The organism is Urechidicola vernalis (assembly GCF_031846385.1).
Classification (GTDB): domain Bacteria; phylum Bacteroidota; class Bacteroidia; order Flavobacteriales; family Flavobacteriaceae; genus Urechidicola; species Urechidicola vernalis.
Map to the genome: position 1 here is coordinate 486645 of NZ_JAVRHV010000001.1, position 16443 is coordinate 503087.

Annotated in this window: 12 protein-coding genes, 1 other RNA gene and 1 riboswitch; of the genes, 4 read left to right on the forward strand and 9 right to left on the reverse strand. The window is 33.2% G+C overall.

Features of this window, described 5'->3' with window-relative positions; translation table 11 throughout:
- Nucleotides 1-266 precede the first annotated feature (266 nt).
- From rnpB to RM519_RS02170, 6 genes are all read right to left on the reverse strand, one after another.
- An RNA gene (gene rnpB, locus RM519_RS02145) (RNase P RNA component class A) lies at nt 267-585 on the reverse strand.
- 133 nt (nt 586-718) lie between these two features.
- Nucleotides 719-1855 (reverse strand): molecular chaperone DnaJ, encoded by a 1137-nt coding sequence (gene dnaJ / locus RM519_RS02150; RefSeq protein WP_311591858.1) that lies wholly within the window; start codon nt 1853-1855, stop codon nt 719-721.
- A gap of 81 nt (nt 1856-1936) precedes the next feature.
- Nucleotides 1937-2467: a nucleotide exchange factor GrpE gene (locus RM519_RS02155; RefSeq protein WP_311591859.1), complete on the reverse strand. Its 531-nt coding sequence runs from the start codon at nt 2465-2467 to the stop codon at nt 1937-1939.
- Between the two features lie 139 nt (nt 2468-2606).
- Complete coding sequence (gene murA / locus RM519_RS02160) at nt 2607-3914, reverse strand: UDP-N-acetylglucosamine 1-carboxyvinyltransferase (RefSeq protein ID WP_311591860.1); 1308 nt, start codon at nt 3912-3914, stop codon at nt 2607-2609.
- 3 nt (nt 3915-3917) lie between these two features.
- Entirely contained in the window at nt 3918-4562 is a 645-nt protein-coding gene (locus RM519_RS02165) for a DUF4290 domain-containing protein (RefSeq protein ID WP_311591861.1), read from the reverse strand.
- Between the two features lie 103 nt (nt 4563-4665).
- Entirely contained in the window at nt 4666-7008 is a 2343-nt protein-coding gene (locus RM519_RS02170; RefSeq protein ID WP_311591862.1) for an ATP-dependent helicase, read from the reverse strand.
- Between the two features lie 193 nt (nt 7009-7201).
- Here RM519_RS02170 and RM519_RS02175 point away from each other — a divergent pair, with 193 nt between their 5' ends.
- A complete protein-coding gene (locus RM519_RS02175; protein ID WP_311591863.1) occupies nt 7202-7720 on the forward strand; it encodes a DUF7935 family protein in 519 nt (172 codons plus the stop codon).
- A gap of 55 nt (nt 7721-7775) precedes the next feature.
- Here the strand turns inward: RM519_RS02175 and RM519_RS02180 are convergent, their stop codons facing one another.
- Entirely contained in the window at nt 7776-9704 is a 1929-nt protein-coding gene (locus tag RM519_RS02180; protein WP_311591864.1) for a TonB-dependent receptor plug domain-containing protein, read from the reverse strand.
- Between the two features lie 86 nt (nt 9705-9790).
- A riboswitch (cobalamin riboswitch) is annotated at nt 9791-10001 on the reverse strand.
- A gap of 152 nt (nt 10002-10153) precedes the next feature.
- Between RM519_RS02180 and RM519_RS02185 the strand changes: the two genes are divergently transcribed.
- Genes RM519_RS02185 through RM519_RS02195 form a run of 3 tightly spaced genes read left to right on the forward strand, consistent with a single transcriptional unit; the run spans nt 10154 to nt 12893 of the window.
- Entirely contained in the window at nt 10154-11290 is a 1137-nt protein-coding gene (locus RM519_RS02185; RefSeq protein ID WP_311591865.1) for an ABC transporter substrate-binding protein, read from the forward strand.
- Nucleotides 11291-11292: 2 nt separating this feature from the next.
- Entirely contained in the window at nt 11293-12396 is a 1104-nt protein-coding gene (locus tag RM519_RS02190) for an alpha/beta hydrolase-fold protein (RefSeq protein ID WP_311591866.1), read from the forward strand.
- Nucleotides 12397-12401: 5 nt separating this feature from the next.
- Nucleotides 12402-12893, forward strand: coding sequence for a hypothetical protein (locus tag RM519_RS02195; RefSeq protein ID WP_311591868.1), 492 nt, complete (start codon nt 12402-12404; stop codon nt 12891-12893).
- On the opposite strand, the gene argE is transcribed toward RM519_RS02195, so the two are convergent.
- Entirely contained in the window at nt 12890-14041 is a 1152-nt protein-coding gene (argE, locus tag RM519_RS02200) for an acetylornithine deacetylase (protein WP_311591869.1), read from the reverse strand. The genes RM519_RS02195 and argE overlap by 4 nt on opposite strands.
- A complete protein-coding gene (locus RM519_RS02205) occupies nt 14042-16393 on the reverse strand; it encodes a S9 family peptidase (RefSeq protein WP_311591870.1) in 2352 nt (783 codons plus the stop codon). It lies immediately after the preceding gene.
- Nucleotides 16394-16443 lie beyond the last annotated feature (50 nt).

Sequence of the window (16443 nt, forward strand, 5' to 3'; positions counted from 1 at the left end):
TTAAATGCGTCTATTACAAACCGTTATAAAAACGATTGTAATAATGTTGCAAAAAGTTGTGCGAAATTACAAAATATAAGTGCAATTTAAAAGTGAATTGAACCCCAAATACTTGGGTTTTTCAAATTGACAATTGCAGTTGAATTTATTAGATTTTTAGAAGAATTTTCCTTGAAAATTAGCAATAATATAATTTTTAATGCAAAAAATTGCCATGCAAAATTCAACGTTTCGAAAACGTTTTAGATTCTACATTAAAATATAAGAAAAAAAGCAGATCTATAAGCCGGATTCTGTATTCGAAAAAACGAATTCTTATCATTTATCTAGACTATCAATTACTCAATAGTTCCATCTGCCTACCCCTTGAAATTGAGCGAGTAACTCTTACCCTTTCGGGACTTCAATATACGTGACATTGCACCGCATAGAGTTTACCTGGTTTCACTACAGCCTAACTGTACTTGCTTTCTGTTGCACTGGTCCTAACATGTTGCCATGCCGACGGATGTTATCCGCTATGCTACTCTTTGGTGTCCGGACTTTCCTCTTCACACAAGGTGAAGCGATAAGACGATCTGCTGCTGCAAAAATACGTAAAATAAAAAACCCACTTAATTTCTTAAGTGGGAAAATTGCTATGAAAAAGAATTATTAATCTTGCGACTAATAATGCTGTAAAGATATAACTTTTTTCAGAAGTCTTGTGTAACAAATGTTACGAAAACATATCTTTAACTTTTTCGAAGAATGATTTATCAGATTTCGAAGGGTTTGGCTCAAAATTTTCATCATTTAAATTCTTATCAAAAAATGCTTTTTGCTCTTTTGATAAGTTCTGAGGTGTCCAAACATTTACATGAACTAATAGGTCTCCAGTTCCATAGCGTTCTATACTAGGAAGTCCTTTACCTCTTAATCTTAATATTTTACCTGATTGCGTTCCAGGCTCCACTTTAATTTTAACTTTTCCTGTAACAGTCTCAATCTCTTTACTATCTCCTAATACTGCCTCCGAAAAATTAACATACAAATCGTAATGCAAATTCATTCCTTCACGAGTTAACGACTCATGTGGGATTTCTTCAATTAAAACTATTAAGTCTCCTGAAACTGAATTTTTACCAGGTGCTTCATTACCTTTTCCTGTAACTTTTAATTGTACACCATCTGAAACTCCTGCAGGAATCTTAATTGAAACGGTTTCTTCTTTCTGCACCATTCCGTTGCTATCAGAACCTTTTGGTCTATTATCTATAGACTGCCCAGCTCCCTGACAAGTAGGACATGTAGAAGCAGTTTGCATACGACCTAAAATAGTATTAGAAACCCTCATCACCTGTCCCTGGCCATTACAAGTAGTACAAGTTTTAAAAGTAACACCTTCCGCCTGAACCTTACGCTTTACTTTAACTTTCTTTTCTACACCATTGGCAACATCTTCTAAAGAAATTTTAACTCGGATACGCATATTACTTCCTTTAACTCTAGCCGAACGACCTCCGCCTCCGCCAAAACCTCCGAAGCCTCCGCCTCCGCCAAAAATATCACCGAATTGGCTAAAGATATCGTCCATGTTCATTCCGCCACCGCCGAAACCACCGAAACCGCCAGCGCCTCCGCCACCGTTTTCAAATGCCGCATGACCATATTGATCATATCTTGCCTTTTTATTCTCGTCACTTAAAACCTCATAGGCTTCTGCTGCTTTCTTAAAATTTTCTTCAGCCGATTTATCATCAGGGTTTTTATCTGGGTGATACTTAATTGCTTTTTTACGGTAAGCCTTTTTAATTTCAGCCGCCGAAGCATTTTTTTGTACACCTAATATTTCGTAAAAATCTTGTTTTGCCATGATTTATTATATGTGTGCCATAAGTCCTCATTTCAGAGCGTAGTACGCTTAAAACGACTACAATATTATGACGTTAATATTTTATTGCCCAATTACAACTTTAGGGTATCTTATTATTTTATCTCCAAGTTTGTATCCTTTTTCAACAACATCTACAATCTTTCCTTTTAAATCTTCAGAAGGCGCTGGAATTTGCGTAATTGCCTCATGAATTTCAGCATCAAATACATCTCCTGCTTTTGAATCTACTTCTTCTAATCCTTTTTGAGAAAGCGTAGTTTTCAGTTTAGAATTAATAAGGTCCATGCCCGTTAATAATTCAGACTCACCATCTTTTCTGATTTCTGCCAAACCTCTGTCAAAATCGTCCATAATTGGCAACAAAACTGTCATTAATTCTTGATTGGCAGTTTTAAACAATTCTATACGCTCTTTACTAGTTCGCTTTTTATAATTTTCAAATTCTGCAAACAAACGTAAAAATTTATCTCTTTCTTGCTGAACCTGTTCCTCTAATGTAGGCTCTTTTGCCACTTCTTGCTTTGTTTCTTCCTGTTGAGTTTCTTCAACCTTTACCTCTTTTTCTTCGGTATTTTCCTTTGTCTTACTCATCTTTTATATTGTATATAAAAATTCAAAATTAGTGGCTGCAAATGTACTGCCATTTATAGAAAAATGTCAAGTTGTCACAAAAAAAATCTCAACCTGAAATTTCAGATTGAGATTATATTTATAAATAGCCCAAATAATATTAGTCTACTCTTTTAATTTTAGCACCTACAGCCTGTAATCTTTCAACTATATTCTGATATCCTCTATCAATTTGTTCAATATTATGAATGGTACTTGTTCCTTCTGCAGATAATGCCGCAATTAACAACGATATTCCTGCTCTAATATCAGGAGAGACCATTGTTGTAGCCTTTAAATTAGACTGATGATTTAACCCAATAATAGTAGCTCTATGCGGGTCGCAAAGAATAACTTTTGCTCCCATATCAATCAATTTATCTACAAAGAACAAACGACTTTCAAACATCTTTTGATGAATCAAAACAGATCCTTTTGCTTGTGTTGCAATCACTAAAACGATACTCAATAAATCTGGAGTAAATCCAGGCCAAGGAGCATCTGCTACCGTTAAAATTGAACCATCTATATAGTTTTGCACTTCATATTCTTCTTGCGATGGAATATAAATATCATCGCCTTTACGTTCTAAGTTTATTCCTAGTTTTTGGAATACACGTGGAATCTGCCCTAAATCATTCCAACTAACATCCTTAATTGTTAATTCTGATTTGGTCATTGCAGCCATACCAATCCAACTTCCTATTTCAATCATATCCGGTAATACCCGATGCTCGCATCCGCCTAAGGATTCAACACCTTCAATAATCAACAAGTTAGAACCAACTCCTGAGATATTTCCTCCCATTGAATTGATCATTTTACTTAATTGTTGAATATAAGGTTCACATGCAGCGTTGTAAATTCTAGTGGTTCCTTTCGCCAAAACAGCAGCCATAATAATATTTGCTGTCCCGGTAACAGAGGCTTCATCTAATAACATGTCCGTACCATGCAATTGTTCCGCTTCCACGCCATAAAAACGCTCTTCTTTATTATATCTAAATTTTGCACCAAGACTAATAAAGCCTTCAAAATGAGTATCAAGTCTACGTCTACCAATTTTATCTCCACCAGGACGTGGAATATATCCTCGACCAAATCTAGCAAGTAATGGTCCAACAATCATAATAGAACCTCTTAATGAACTTCCATCCTTTTTAAACTTCTCAGATTCTAAGTAATCTAAATCAATATCATCAGCCTGAAAAGTATATGTGCTTTCATCTATTTTATGAACCTTTACCCCTAGTTCTCCAAGAATAAATATCAATTTATTGACATCAATAATATTTGGGATGTTACTAATCGTTACTTTTTCTGGAGTTAGTAAAACAGCACATAATATTTGTAATGCTTCGTTTTTTGCTCCTTGAGGATGTATCTCTCCTTGTAGGCGATGCCCACCTTCTATTACAAATGATGCCATATATTAACGGTGCTTTTTGCGGTAGTTTTTTTGATTTTTGTGATGCCCTTTCTGATTGTTCTGATTTCTGTTAGGTTTTTTGCGAAGTAAACTAGAACTTTCTGCTAATTTTTCACCGTTTTCCCTCAAATCCAACAAACCATTAGATAATTCATTTAAATGGTTAAATATTACCTTATCATCAACAGTATCCTTATTCCAATTTAAGTAACACTTTTTCATGTGGTTCGCAATGACATAGGTCAATCCTTCTCGTTGTTCTCCTTCTTCCCAAGACAAAGCAACATCAATCATTGTTTGAATATTATTTCCGTAAAAACGATATTTTGATGCAGATTTTGGATAGGGCAAAGATTCTGGCTTCTCAGAAAGTTCTTCCTGCGAAGGTTTTGGATATGGAGAATCAGCTTCCAATTTAAAATCGGACATAATAAATAACTGATCCCATAGTTTATGTTTAAAATCCGGAACATCTCGTAAATGTGGTTGTAAATTACCCATAACATTTACAATTGCTTTGGCCATTTTATTTCTTTCCTCATCATCTTCAATACTCACGCAATGGCTCACTAACTTTTGTAAGTGTCTACCATATTCAGGAATAATTAAATGAGACCGTTCTGAATTATATTCTAAATCGAATGTCATTTTTTGTTTTTGTTTTAAGATTTGCAAATTACGCTAAAAAGTGTTGTCGTGCAATGGCATTTTCTAGAAAAGAATTGTCAATATTTAGTAACTAGTGTCTCTATTATCCGATCACCTTTAATTTAGCAAACTGAAGTAATAACTTTTTATTGCCTACACTTTGAAACTTAATTTCTGCTTTTTTATTTGGTCCAGCACCTTCTAAAGAAATTACTTCGCCTCTACCAAACCTGCTATGTTCAACTATATTACCAACTGTTATTGCATTATCAAATAAATTGGTTGAACTACTTTGACTTGTAGCCTTAGTCACCTTTTTTAAATTTTTAGGAGGACTAAATTTTTTCTCTATAATCTTTGGTTTTTGCTTTGGTTTTGGAATACTACCGCGTTGCACTGGTTTTTTAAATCGAACTCGATCTTGTGGCACATCTCCAAAAATATCATCCGGAATAAATTTGTTTTGAATCGGTTTCAATCTTGGTGATAAATGCTCTAAGTATTTTTCGTCTATTTCTTCAATAAACCTACTAGGTTCGCAATCTATTAATTTACCCCATCTATACCGTGTCTCAGCATAACTTAAGAAAGCCTCGTTTTCTGCTCTAGTTAAAGCCACGTAAAACAAGCGACGCTCTTCTTCCAATTCGCTTCTCGTATTCATACTCATTGCCGATGGGAATAACGTTTCTTCGAGTCCTACGACATGAACAATTGGGTATTCTAATCCTTTAGATAAGTGAATCGTCATTAAAGAAACCCTAGGCTTATCATCTTTATTTTCATTGTCTAAATCTGTTGCTAAAGCCACATCTTCTAAGAAAAATGCCAAGGAAGCATCTTCTTCTTTCTCTTTTTGAACAGTGATAAAATCTTTAATACCATTCATTAATTCTTGAATATTCTCAACTCTACTAACTGCTTCCGGAGTACCATCACTTTCTAAATCCTTCACAATTTTTGTGCTTTTTAAAACTGTTTGAGCAACTTCAAAAGCATCCTTAGATTGTGCTTCTATTTGAAAATGACGGATCATGGTTGCAAAATCATTCAACTTATTTCGCGTGCCACCATTCAATTTTATATCATACGAATTCAAGTTTTGAATAATCTCAAACATTGATTTTTCATAATGATTCGCAGCAACCGCAATTTTATCGATAGTAGATGCTCCAATTCCTCTTAGTGGATAATTAATTACACGCTTTAAAGCCTCTTCATCATTTGGGTTAATTAATAATCGTAAATACCCTAAAGTATCTTTTATTTCTTTTCGTTGATAAAAGGAAACTCCACCATACATTCTATAGTCAATTCCCTTTTTTCTAAGCGCATCTTCAATAGCTCTTGATTGTGCATTTGTTCTATAAAGAATCGCAAAATCATCATTGGTTCTTTGCTCATTCATTTTCTTTTCGAAAATTGATGCCGCAATAAACCGTCCTTCTTCTGCTTCAGAAACTGTTCGCATTACTTTAACTAAAGAACCCGCATCATTCTGAGTCCAAATCTCTTTATCAAGTTTGGTTTTATTTTTATCAATTACACTATTCGCTGCTTCAACAATGGTACTCGAAGATCTATAGTTTTGTTCTAATTTAAAGATACTTACATCTGGATAATCTTTTTGAAAACTTAAGATATTTTGAATGTTTGCTCCACGGAAGGCATAAATACTTTGAGAATCGTCACCAACCACACAAATATTTTGAAAACGATCGGCAAGAGCTTTTACAATTAAATATTGCGAATGGTTTGTATCTTGGTACTCATCAACTAAAATATACCTAAACCTATCTTGATATTTCGCCAGCACTTCTGGAAATCTTGTAAGTAATTCATTAGTTCTTAATAACAAATCATCAAAATCCATAGCCCCTGCTTTAAAACAACGATTCACATAATGATGATAAATTTCACCCATTTTAGGACGGTTGGCCATCTTATCAGCTTCAATCAAATCTGAATTATTAAAATAGGCCTTTACGGTTATTAAACTATTTTTGAATTGAGAAATACGACTTAGTACTTGTTTAGGCTTGTACTTATCTTTTTCTAAATTCATTTCCTTTATGATACTTGAAAGCAACCTTACCGAGTCTTGTGTATCATAAATTGTAAAATTTGAAGGGAATCCTAAGTTATCTGCTTCTGAACGTAAAATACGAGCGAAAACTGAGTGAAACGTCCCCATCCACAAATTCTTAGCTTCAGCAGCTCCAACAACCGATGAAATTCTTTCTTTCATCTCTCTTGCTGCCTTATTGGTAAAGGTTAAAGAAAGAATGTTAAAAGAATCTACACCTTGATTCATAAGATGAGCAATACGGTACGTTAATACACGTGTTTTTCCAGAACCCGCCCCTGCAATTATAATCATTGGACCGTTTTTATGAATAACAGCCTCTTTTTGTGCGGGATTTAAAGTATTTAAGTAATTAGACACGGTTTAAAATAAATAGGTCTTTACTCCGTTAAACTGACAATATTCAGTTTCTTTGAGCGAAGTCGAGAGGTATTAAAAAATAAGTTTAATAGATTTCAAAAATAGCGTTCTAAAAACAGTAAACCAATAAAAGTTATTGACAATTATTTAATTCCTATAATGTATATATTTGTCTTTATAAAACACATTTTAAATGGAAGAAGCAATCTTAGAATTAATACCTTATAGTGCTCCAGCTTTAGTAACCGGATTGGTGGCTTATTATTTTTTTAATGACTATTTAAAAAGCGAAAATAGAAAGCAAAAAATTGAATTGATTCGTGATAAGAAGAAAGAAATCTTACCAATAAGGCTACAAGCCTATGAGCGTATGACCTTGTTTATGGAACGTATCAATCCATCTAAGCTATTGGTTAGAGTTACACCTACAGATGAAAACAAAGAGTTGTATACTCAAAAACTATTGTTAAGTATTGAGCAGGAATTTGAGCATAATCTAGCGCAACAAATATATATATCAGAGGCTTGTTGGAATGCATTAATAGCAGCAAAAAACGCCACAAGAAATTTAGTAATGTCTTCTTCTAATAAAACAGAAGTAAAATCCGCCCAAGATTTAAGAGAAACCATATTGAAAACCATGGTCGACTCCTCTGCTCCGTCAAATACTGGAATTGCTTTTATTAAGGAAGAGGTAAAAGAATTGTATTAAACTAAAAAGGGCAGCCTTAAATCAAGGCTACCCTTTTCATAATTGGTAAACAACTTTAAAAATTAAGTCTTAAACCTAATTTAAAATTTCTTCCTTTAGTAGAATATCCTAATACATCCTCATAATCTACGTTAAACAAGTTACTTGCCAATGCGAATAATGTCAAATGATTAAACGTATAATTCATTCCTACATCTACCAAACTGTATGCATCTAAAATTACATCTTCTCCGGGTGTACCAAAAGATCCCCATTGGTCAAAATAAGTACGCTCTCCCACGTTCTTATAGTTAATATTTATAAACGCTTTTTTAAACGGAACAACTCCAACACCCACTACAAATTTGTGTTTTGGAATGTAATCAACATCGGCACTTTTCTCAGTAAAAGTATGGCTCAAATTTAAATTTAAAAACGTAGTTGGCTCCAAATTTACAGACGTTTCAATACCTTTTGCATTAATTGTGTAATCTGCATTCTGATATGTGATAAAATCTGGTAAAATAATTGCATTTTCCTCATCTCTGTTAAAGAATACCACATTAGTATCTAGCCATTTATTATTCGAAAACTCCAATCCAATTTCCGCTGTTGCATTCTCTTCTGGTTCCAAATCTAGATTTCCATAAAATGAAAACAATTGATATGTAGATGGAGCAATAAATGCCGTAGAATAAGACCCTAAAACTTTTAAATTTGTTTTAGCATTCGAAATTAAATTATACGAAGGGTTTATATGATAAACTAAATGACTTCCATATTCTGAATGATTATTTAATCTTGCTCCAACATTCAAATTAAAACCATTCGCATTTGTATATAAATAACTCACAAAGGGATCGAACGTTGAATAATTCGCAACGTCTTTATCAATGTCTCCAAAAGGTGTATTTGTTTGATTGTCAAATTCTTGAAAATTAACACCTAAAATAAAGCTTGAGCTTTCTGAAAGTTCAAATTTGTTAATTGCCTCAGCAAATAAACTAGTCCCTTTATATTCATAATGATCTATTGTACCAGAAAAACCATTATAACTGTCAAATTCTCGATCTAAATCACTGGATGACACCGTAAGCTTCAAATTTCCTTTCTTATATTTATAATCAGATGTTAATCCGAATTGAATATTAGATTCTGTTCCATTATTTATAGAAGAGTCGAAATAAGCACCGCCATCATAATCGTAATCATAAGAATTAAAATTTCCAAAAAAGCCAATACTTAAGTCATCTGAAACTTTATATCCCAATTTCATCAAGGCGTTTTCACTTAAAAACGCGTCAGTTTCAAATGGTATTGGGCTATTTTTGTCATTTGCCGCAGAAATACCATCTTCTTTTTTTAAACTGAAACTCAATAAATAATTAAATTTATCTAAAGATCCGTTCATTGATAAATTTTGTTCAAGATTTTCTAAAGAATTGGATGATGTTCTTTGAGAATTATTTGTACCAATACTTGCCAAATAATCTATATTAAATGGAGATTTTACGGCCTTTTTCAACTTAATATTGATTACACCTGTGGCTGCACCAGAACCATACAAAGTACTAGATGATCCTTTCAAAATTTCAATCGATTCAATTTGGTTAACATCAATTAAGTTTAAATTAAAACTTGCCGCAATTCCGGTTGGATTATTTAACAAAACTCCATCAATTGCAATGGCCACTTGTCTATTTCTTCCTCCTCTAATGTAAATTCCAATATTACTACCTGCAACATTATTATTCCCATTAATTTCAATTCCCGGAATATTGTCCAATAAATCTATTATCGTTTTCCCTGAATTTTGTTGAATGTCTTTTTGTGAAATTTTGTAGATGATTTTTCCTGAGTTTTCTTTTTTCAACTCAAATTTTGTGTCAGAAAGAAAAATTTCATCTAATTGTTCTACTTCCTTTTCTTGTTGTTCTTGTGCTAAGGCTAAGTTTTGAGCCATTAACACCACACACACTGCTAAATAAAATGTGTTTTTTTTCATTTTTAAAATGATTTAATAATTAAAATTAAATCGGTGAAAAATTGGTGGATAGATAAACTATACCAAACCTTTCTTCCCGAAAGTTTGTTATTCAAATGATAATGGCAGGTATCCTGACTTGCGTTTTATTGTTCACCTTCCCATTCTTACGAACAGTGGTACAAAGTTTAACAATAAACATCTGTTAAAAACAGACTAAGCATACAGTTGCGGGTACAGTTTTGGCCTTTCACCAAATTCCCTTTTAAACCAATACTTATATATTAAATATTGGCAACCAGTATCGCGAGCAAAAGTAATTTAATTATAACTCTAAATCGGAATAAAACCTCAAAAATTAATACCTTGCTGATTGAAAAAAAATACCACTAAGTACATCAATTAAAGAAATTAATTATGCGAATGACATTCATGAGCGTTCAAGATCAACATATTGAAATATATCCTAAATGATTTTTTATAAACTTCCTTCAATTTTAATTTTACTAGCACTATTATTTTCGTGTAAAAAAGAAATAAACTCATCTAATTCTTTCATTAAACAAAGTTATTTAATAAAATATTCAAAAGGTTTAAATATTGAGCAATATGAGAATTATTCAAAAATAATTGTAAAAACACCTTATCAAAAAGCTGATGAGCAGCTTGAGTACTACTTAGTTAGAGAGGGATTTGACACATCTGAATTACCAACTGGAGCAAAAACTATTCAAATACCTTTAAAATCAGTTGTAGTTAATAGTACTACGCACATTCCAATGTTGGAGTTGCTGAAAGTTGAAAACAATTTAGTTGGTTTTCCTAATACCCGTTATGTTTCATCCGAAAAGACTAGAAAACTTATAGACAAAAACCAAATTAAAGAACTGGGTAATGATGGAAGCTTTAATACGGAAATCTTATTAGAATTAGATCCTGATGCCGTTATTGCTTTTTCTATGAGTGCTGCTAATAAATCGTTACTTACAATTGAACGATCTGGTATTCCACTAATTTATAATGGTGATTGGTTAGAAGAAACTCCATTAGGAAGAGCAGAATGGATCAAACTATTTGGTGCCTTATTCGACAAAAATGAAGAAGCGTCCAACATATTTAATCAAATTGAATTCGACTATAATAAGGCCGTTACAATTGCCAAAGACATAAAAGAAACTCCAACAATTCTCTCTGGTGTTATGTTTAAAGATATTTGGAACCTACCAGCAGGCGGAAGTTTTGTTGCTCAATTTTTAAATGACGCCAATACCAATTATTTATGGAAAGACACGAAAGGAAAAGGAAGCTTACAATTAAGTTTTGAGGCTGTCCTAGATAAAGGCCAAAAAGCTGATATTTGGATTGCTCCTGGTCATTATGAAAGCAAAGAACAGTTAAATAATGCTAGTTCTCACTATCAAGAATTTGAGGCTTTTAATAATAACAACATTTATACGTTTGCAAATAAAAAAGGTAAAACTGGCGGCGTAATTTATTATGAATTGGCTCCTACTCGTCCCGATTTGGTTCTTAAAGACATAATAAAAATTTCACACCCAGAGCTTTTACCTGAATATAAAATGACATTCTTTGAAAAAATGAAATAACAATGGTTAAAAATATAATTATTACAGTTGTGCTTACAATTAGTACACATCTGTATTCGCAAAATGATAAACCTTCTTATACCTCCCCTGTTATTCTAAATGATAATAGCGTTCAATTTAATCTTTATGCTCCGAATGCAAAGAATGTTTCAGCAACTGGTACATTTTCAAAAGATACTTTATTTTTAAAAAAAATGGATACTGGTTTATGGACTGTTAATTCAGAAGTTTTGGAACCCGAAATTTACCATTATCAATTAAATGTTGACGGATTAATAATTGCTGACCCTAAAAACCAAAATCCCTACCCTTGGCTAGATGCAAAGAGTGAATTGATAATTCCGGGATCGCCGTCATTAATTCATGAATTAACAAATGTACCTCATGGTATTTTACATGACCATATATATAAGTCTTCAGCCACAAATACAATGAATTCTGTTAGTGTATATACCCCTCCAAATTATGATTCAGAAACTTTATATCCAGTATTATTTTTATTACATGGTTTTGGAGAGAAAGTTTCGTTTTGGTCTGATTTTGGAAAAATTAATCTAATTGCAGACAACCTTATTTCACAGGGTAAAATGGCTCCAATGCTAATTGTTATGCCTAATGGAGACCCTGTTGAAGGGGATTATCATACTTTCTTCACTTCTCAAACAGAGGGTCCGAAATGGATGGAAAAAAATAATTCAGTTTTGGAAAATGATTTCATAAATGATTTAATTCCTTATCTCAAAAAAAACTATTCTATTCATACCAATAAGGTTAAATGGGCAATCGCAGGCTCTTCAATGGGAGGTGCTCAAGCCGCGAAAGTTGGATTCAATAATTTAGATAAATACGGATCAATAATATGTTTGTCCACTTGGCTCGAAATTCCTTTACTTGATATTTCTGAAAAAGAATCCATAAACAATTTGGACCTTTTAGTTTTTAAAACCGGAAAAGAAGATTCTTGGGGGTTTACTCAAAATGAAAAGATGCATGATTGGCTTAAAACTAATGGAATAAAACACGAATATTTAGTTTCTAATGGCGGGCATGACTGGGACGTTTGGAGAAAAGATATGGCAGAAGTATTAACAATTTTATTTAATTAACAACTATGAATTCTCGATTCTTAATAGTTTTAGTGATCTTTCCAATTATAGGGTTTTCACAATCCTTTGAACTGAAAAAACCGAATATCTCTAAATTAAAGGACGCATTGGAACAAAACAATTCTACAGAAATTATTTATGCCTACTTACTCCAAGAGTATGAAAATATTGGAGAAAAAAAGAATGTCAAAATGTTTGAATATAACAAAAACCAAATTTGTGCCTTTGAAAAAGAGTTTTTAGGTGGAATTTCCTACACCATAGATGAATGCGCTGAAGAAGGTGGGATTACTTACAATATTACTTTTCCAAGAATTGACAAAAAAGAACTAATGAACTGGGTAGAAATTATGGACTCTAACGATTTATCGGAAATAGAAAACAGTTGGAATTCAGATGGAACAATATATCGCCCCAACGATGAAGGCGTTGGATGCTATTATACCATTAAAGAAACGGAAACAAAGTCTACAGTTGAAGTTTGGTGCGGCTGCTAATTCAATTCCTTAACCAAGTTTTGAATCATTTGTACTCCTGAGTTCAATTGTTCTACAGATACAAATTCGTTTGCTCTATGCGCTTGCGCAATGGATCCAGGGCCACAAATAATACTTTCATAACCTCCTTCTTGAAAATGACCTGCCTCAGAAGCATACGCCACCGTTTGAATGGTATTGCTTTTAGAAATCCGTTTTACTAAATCAACAACTTCTGCAGTTGCATCAGTATCTAAAACAGGTACAGTAGGATGCTCTTCAGTTGTTTCAATTTTAAACTTTGTAAATATTTTTCGTTTCTCTATTTCTAATTCGACACAATATTGCTTGAATTCTTGCACTATTTCCGTTGCACGATCTTTAGGTATTACCCTAATATCCCAATAAAAAGTAGCCGTGTCCGCAATTATATTTGGAGCGATACCGGCATTAATTTGACCAATATGAATCGACGTATGAGGTGGCGTAAATCGATCATCTAAATGACCATTATCTACTAGTGTATTCATTTTATTTTCTAACCAAAGTATCAGCCTTGCGGCTTCATGAATAGCGCTAACCTCTTGTCTTATTCTACTACTGTGGCCAGAAGAACCATTGACTACAGTTTTCAGCACATAAATTCCTTTATGCCCAATAACAGGTTGCATCATAGAAGGTTCTCCTATAATTGCAAATCGCGGAGTTTCAGAATATGTTTCCTTTAGTTGCTTTACCATATTCTCCCCTTCTAAACACCCTATTTCTTCATCAAATGAAAAGGCAAAATAGATAGGCTTTTTTAATGTTGATTGCATCATTTCAGGAACTACTGCTAAGCACATTGCTAAATAACCTTTCATATCACATGCACCACGTGCATATAGGTTTCCATCTCCTTTATTTACTAATTCAAATGGATTGGTATCCCATTCTTGCCCCTCAACGGGCACAACATCCATATGACCAGATAATATTACGCCATCGTCCACTGCAGGTCCAATTCTACAAATTATGGATGCTTTTGTTTTTTCTCTATTATAAAATAGATGAACATCCACTCCATGAGATTCCAAGTATTCCTGAATCCATTTTGCTATTGAAAGATTGCTTTCTCCTCCTAATACAGAAAAAGAAACTAGTTTCGAAAGGATATCTATAGCAGTCATTTACTTTAAAGTATCCTCAAACAATTTATAAATACGCTTGTACTCATCAGTCCAAGAACTGGACTCTATAAATCCATGGCGCTCTACTGGGTACAATACGTTATCCCAATTGTCTTTCTTTAACTCTATCAGTTTTTGAGTTAAACGCACCACATCCTGAAAATGTACATTGTCATCTACCATACCATGCAACATCAACAATCTTCCTTCCAATCCATCGGCAAAATTGATTGGAGAACTGCGTTCGAATGCTTTTGGATCACTCATCGGGGTATTTAAAATATTTGACGTATATCCATGATTGTAATGTGCCCAATCCGTAACTGATCGAATCGCTGCTCCACTTTGAAATATTTCAGGGTAATTGAACATTCCCATAATCGTAATAAATCCACCATAAGAACCTCCATAAATACCAACCTTATCCTTGTCTACACCATATTTATCAACTAGATGTTTTACACCATCTACTTGGTCAGACATATCTTTTCCACCCATATGACGGTAAATTCCAGTTCTAAAATCGCGACCATATCCTTTACTTGCTCTATAATCTATATCAAGCACTACATAACCGTTATCAACTAAATAATTATGGAACATGTATTCTCTATAATAGGTACTCCACCATTTATGAGCATTCTGCAAATAACCAGCACCGTGAACAAAAACTACCAAAGGCTTTCCTTCTGCTCCAGAATCTGGCGTGTACATTCTAGCATGTACCTCTATACCGTCCTCGGCCTTAAAGGTAATGTTCTCTGCTGCCCTCCAATTATAAGAATTAAATTCTTCGGTGGTCGATTCTGTCAATTGCTTTTCTTTAGCCTTATCCTCATTTGCAAGCAAATACAATTCCCATGGCTTATTACTATAAGAATAACGAACAGCAAAATGTTGTTCATCTGGAGAAATGGTAATTTCATTATTCCCAGTTTGGTTTGTAAGTTTTTCTCTTTTTAAATTCTTTAAGTTCAATCGATACAAATGATACTCGCCAGGATGCACCTCATTTGTTACAATAAATAATCCCTCGCCATCTTTGGTTTTAGATACAGAAAGTACTTCCCAATTTCCTTTGGTCAGCGCTTTTATCTTTTTAGAATTTAAATTTATTTTATACAAGTGTGAATATCCGGTTTCTTCAGATTGATAGTAAACGGTTTCATCATCTAGCCAACCAATGTTTCTGCCAGAAATGCCAGGCCCAGAAATCCATGCTTCATCATGCTGGTGGTCCAATTCAATTAATTTGCCGTTCTTAAAATCAATTTGTGCAATCCAACGCTCTTTATTGTCATCCGAATTCATCTCTAAAATTGTATATTCTCCATTTTTAGAATTTACCGGAGACGAAAAACTGATTGATTTTGGTTCCTCATAATTTGGTATAAAATCATCTTCATACTCCTTTAAATACAACGGTTTATTATAAATACCAGTTAAAGAAGATACATCCACTTTATACGTTGAATCTTTTTCATAATTATAAATCCATAATTCGTAGGAAGGCCTTTTACCTCCAACTTTTGATCTTGTTCTTTGTTCTGTTGTATAACCAGATTCCGATACAAAATGTGGTGTCATCGTATTCTTATTCTTCGGATATTCAGACAATCTATATGCTATATATTTTCCGTTTTCACCAATAGTGATATTCGACAAGTACTTACCATTTAAATATATTTCTTTAGGTCTTTGAACACGCAATGCCTCAGAATGTTCATTTGACAAATCTTTGCGCTCCTTTCTATCTTGTAAAACCTCAAATAAATCGTATTGTTGCTCTTTTAGCCATTGGTCCTGCTCACTTGTTCTATTTTTTTTCTTTTTACTTCCAGTTTTGAAATTTGTGAGTTGTGCAATTTGCCCATTGTCCAAATCAAATCTGAATAAATTATTTTCCCTTTTAAATATTATAGATTTGTTATCAGGTGCAAATGAAACACCCGATTCATACGCATCAAAAGTTATAATTAATTCTTTAGATGAATTTGTTGCCGCATCATATAAATAGACATCGCCATGTTTTACATATACTTTTTTTGATTTATCCGAAGAATAGTCGTAATCCCTAGTATTCATAAGTGATCGTTCCTCGTCTATAGAAACTTTTGAAATCTTTTTAGCGCTCAATTCATATTTGTACAAAGATGAATTTGGTTCTGCATCTGGATTCCATTTAAAATAGATTGTTTTTGAATTTTCACTCCAAAATATTCCTGATGGTTGTACACCAATAAATTCATTTCCTTTCATGATGTTATCTAAGGATAGTTCGGATTGGTTAGAGGATTGTGCGAATATTAAGGTTGAAATTGTAATGAATAGTAATGCTAAGTATTTTTTCATTTGTATTAAATTAAATGTTTCTATCATTCCTGTTGGTCATTAAGAATAGA

Bases quoted from the DNA above. Each gene is read 5' to 3' on its own strand.
- RM519_RS02155 (WP_311591859.1), bottom strand. From the start codon at position 2,467: ATGAGTAAGACAAAGGAAAATACCGAAGAAAAAGAGGTAAAGGTTGAA.
- RM519_RS02175 (WP_311591863.1), top strand. From the start codon at position 7,202: ATGGAAGAAGCAATCTTAGAATTAATACCTTATAGTGCTCCAGCTTTA.
- murA (WP_311591860.1), bottom strand. From the start codon at position 3,914: ATGGCATCATTTGTAATAGAAGGTGGGCATCGCCTACAAGGAGAGATA.
- RM519_RS02180 (WP_311591864.1), bottom strand. From the start codon at position 9,704: ATGAAAAAAAACACATTTTATTTAGCAGTGTGTGTGGTGTTAATGGCT.
- argE (WP_311591869.1), bottom strand. From the start codon at position 14,041: ATGACTGCTATAGATATCCTTTCGAAACTAGTTTCTTTTTCTGTATTA.
- dnaJ (WP_311591858.1), bottom strand. From the start codon at position 1,855: ATGGCAAAACAAGATTTTTACGAAATATTAGGTGTACAAAAAAATGCT.
- RM519_RS02205 (WP_311591870.1), bottom strand. From the start codon at position 16,393: ATGAAAAAATACTTAGCATTACTATTCATTACAATTTCAACCTTAATA.
- RM519_RS02165 (WP_311591861.1), bottom strand. From the start codon at position 4,562: ATGACATTCGATTTAGAATATAATTCAGAACGGTCTCATTTAATTATT.
- RM519_RS02190 (WP_311591866.1), top strand. From the start codon at position 11,293: ATGGTTAAAAATATAATTATTACAGTTGTGCTTACAATTAGTACACAT.
- RM519_RS02185 (WP_311591865.1), top strand. From the start codon at position 10,154: ATGATTTTTTATAAACTTCCTTCAATTTTAATTTTACTAGCACTATTA.
- RM519_RS02195 (WP_311591868.1), top strand. From the start codon at position 12,402: ATGAATTCTCGATTCTTAATAGTTTTAGTGATCTTTCCAATTATAGGG.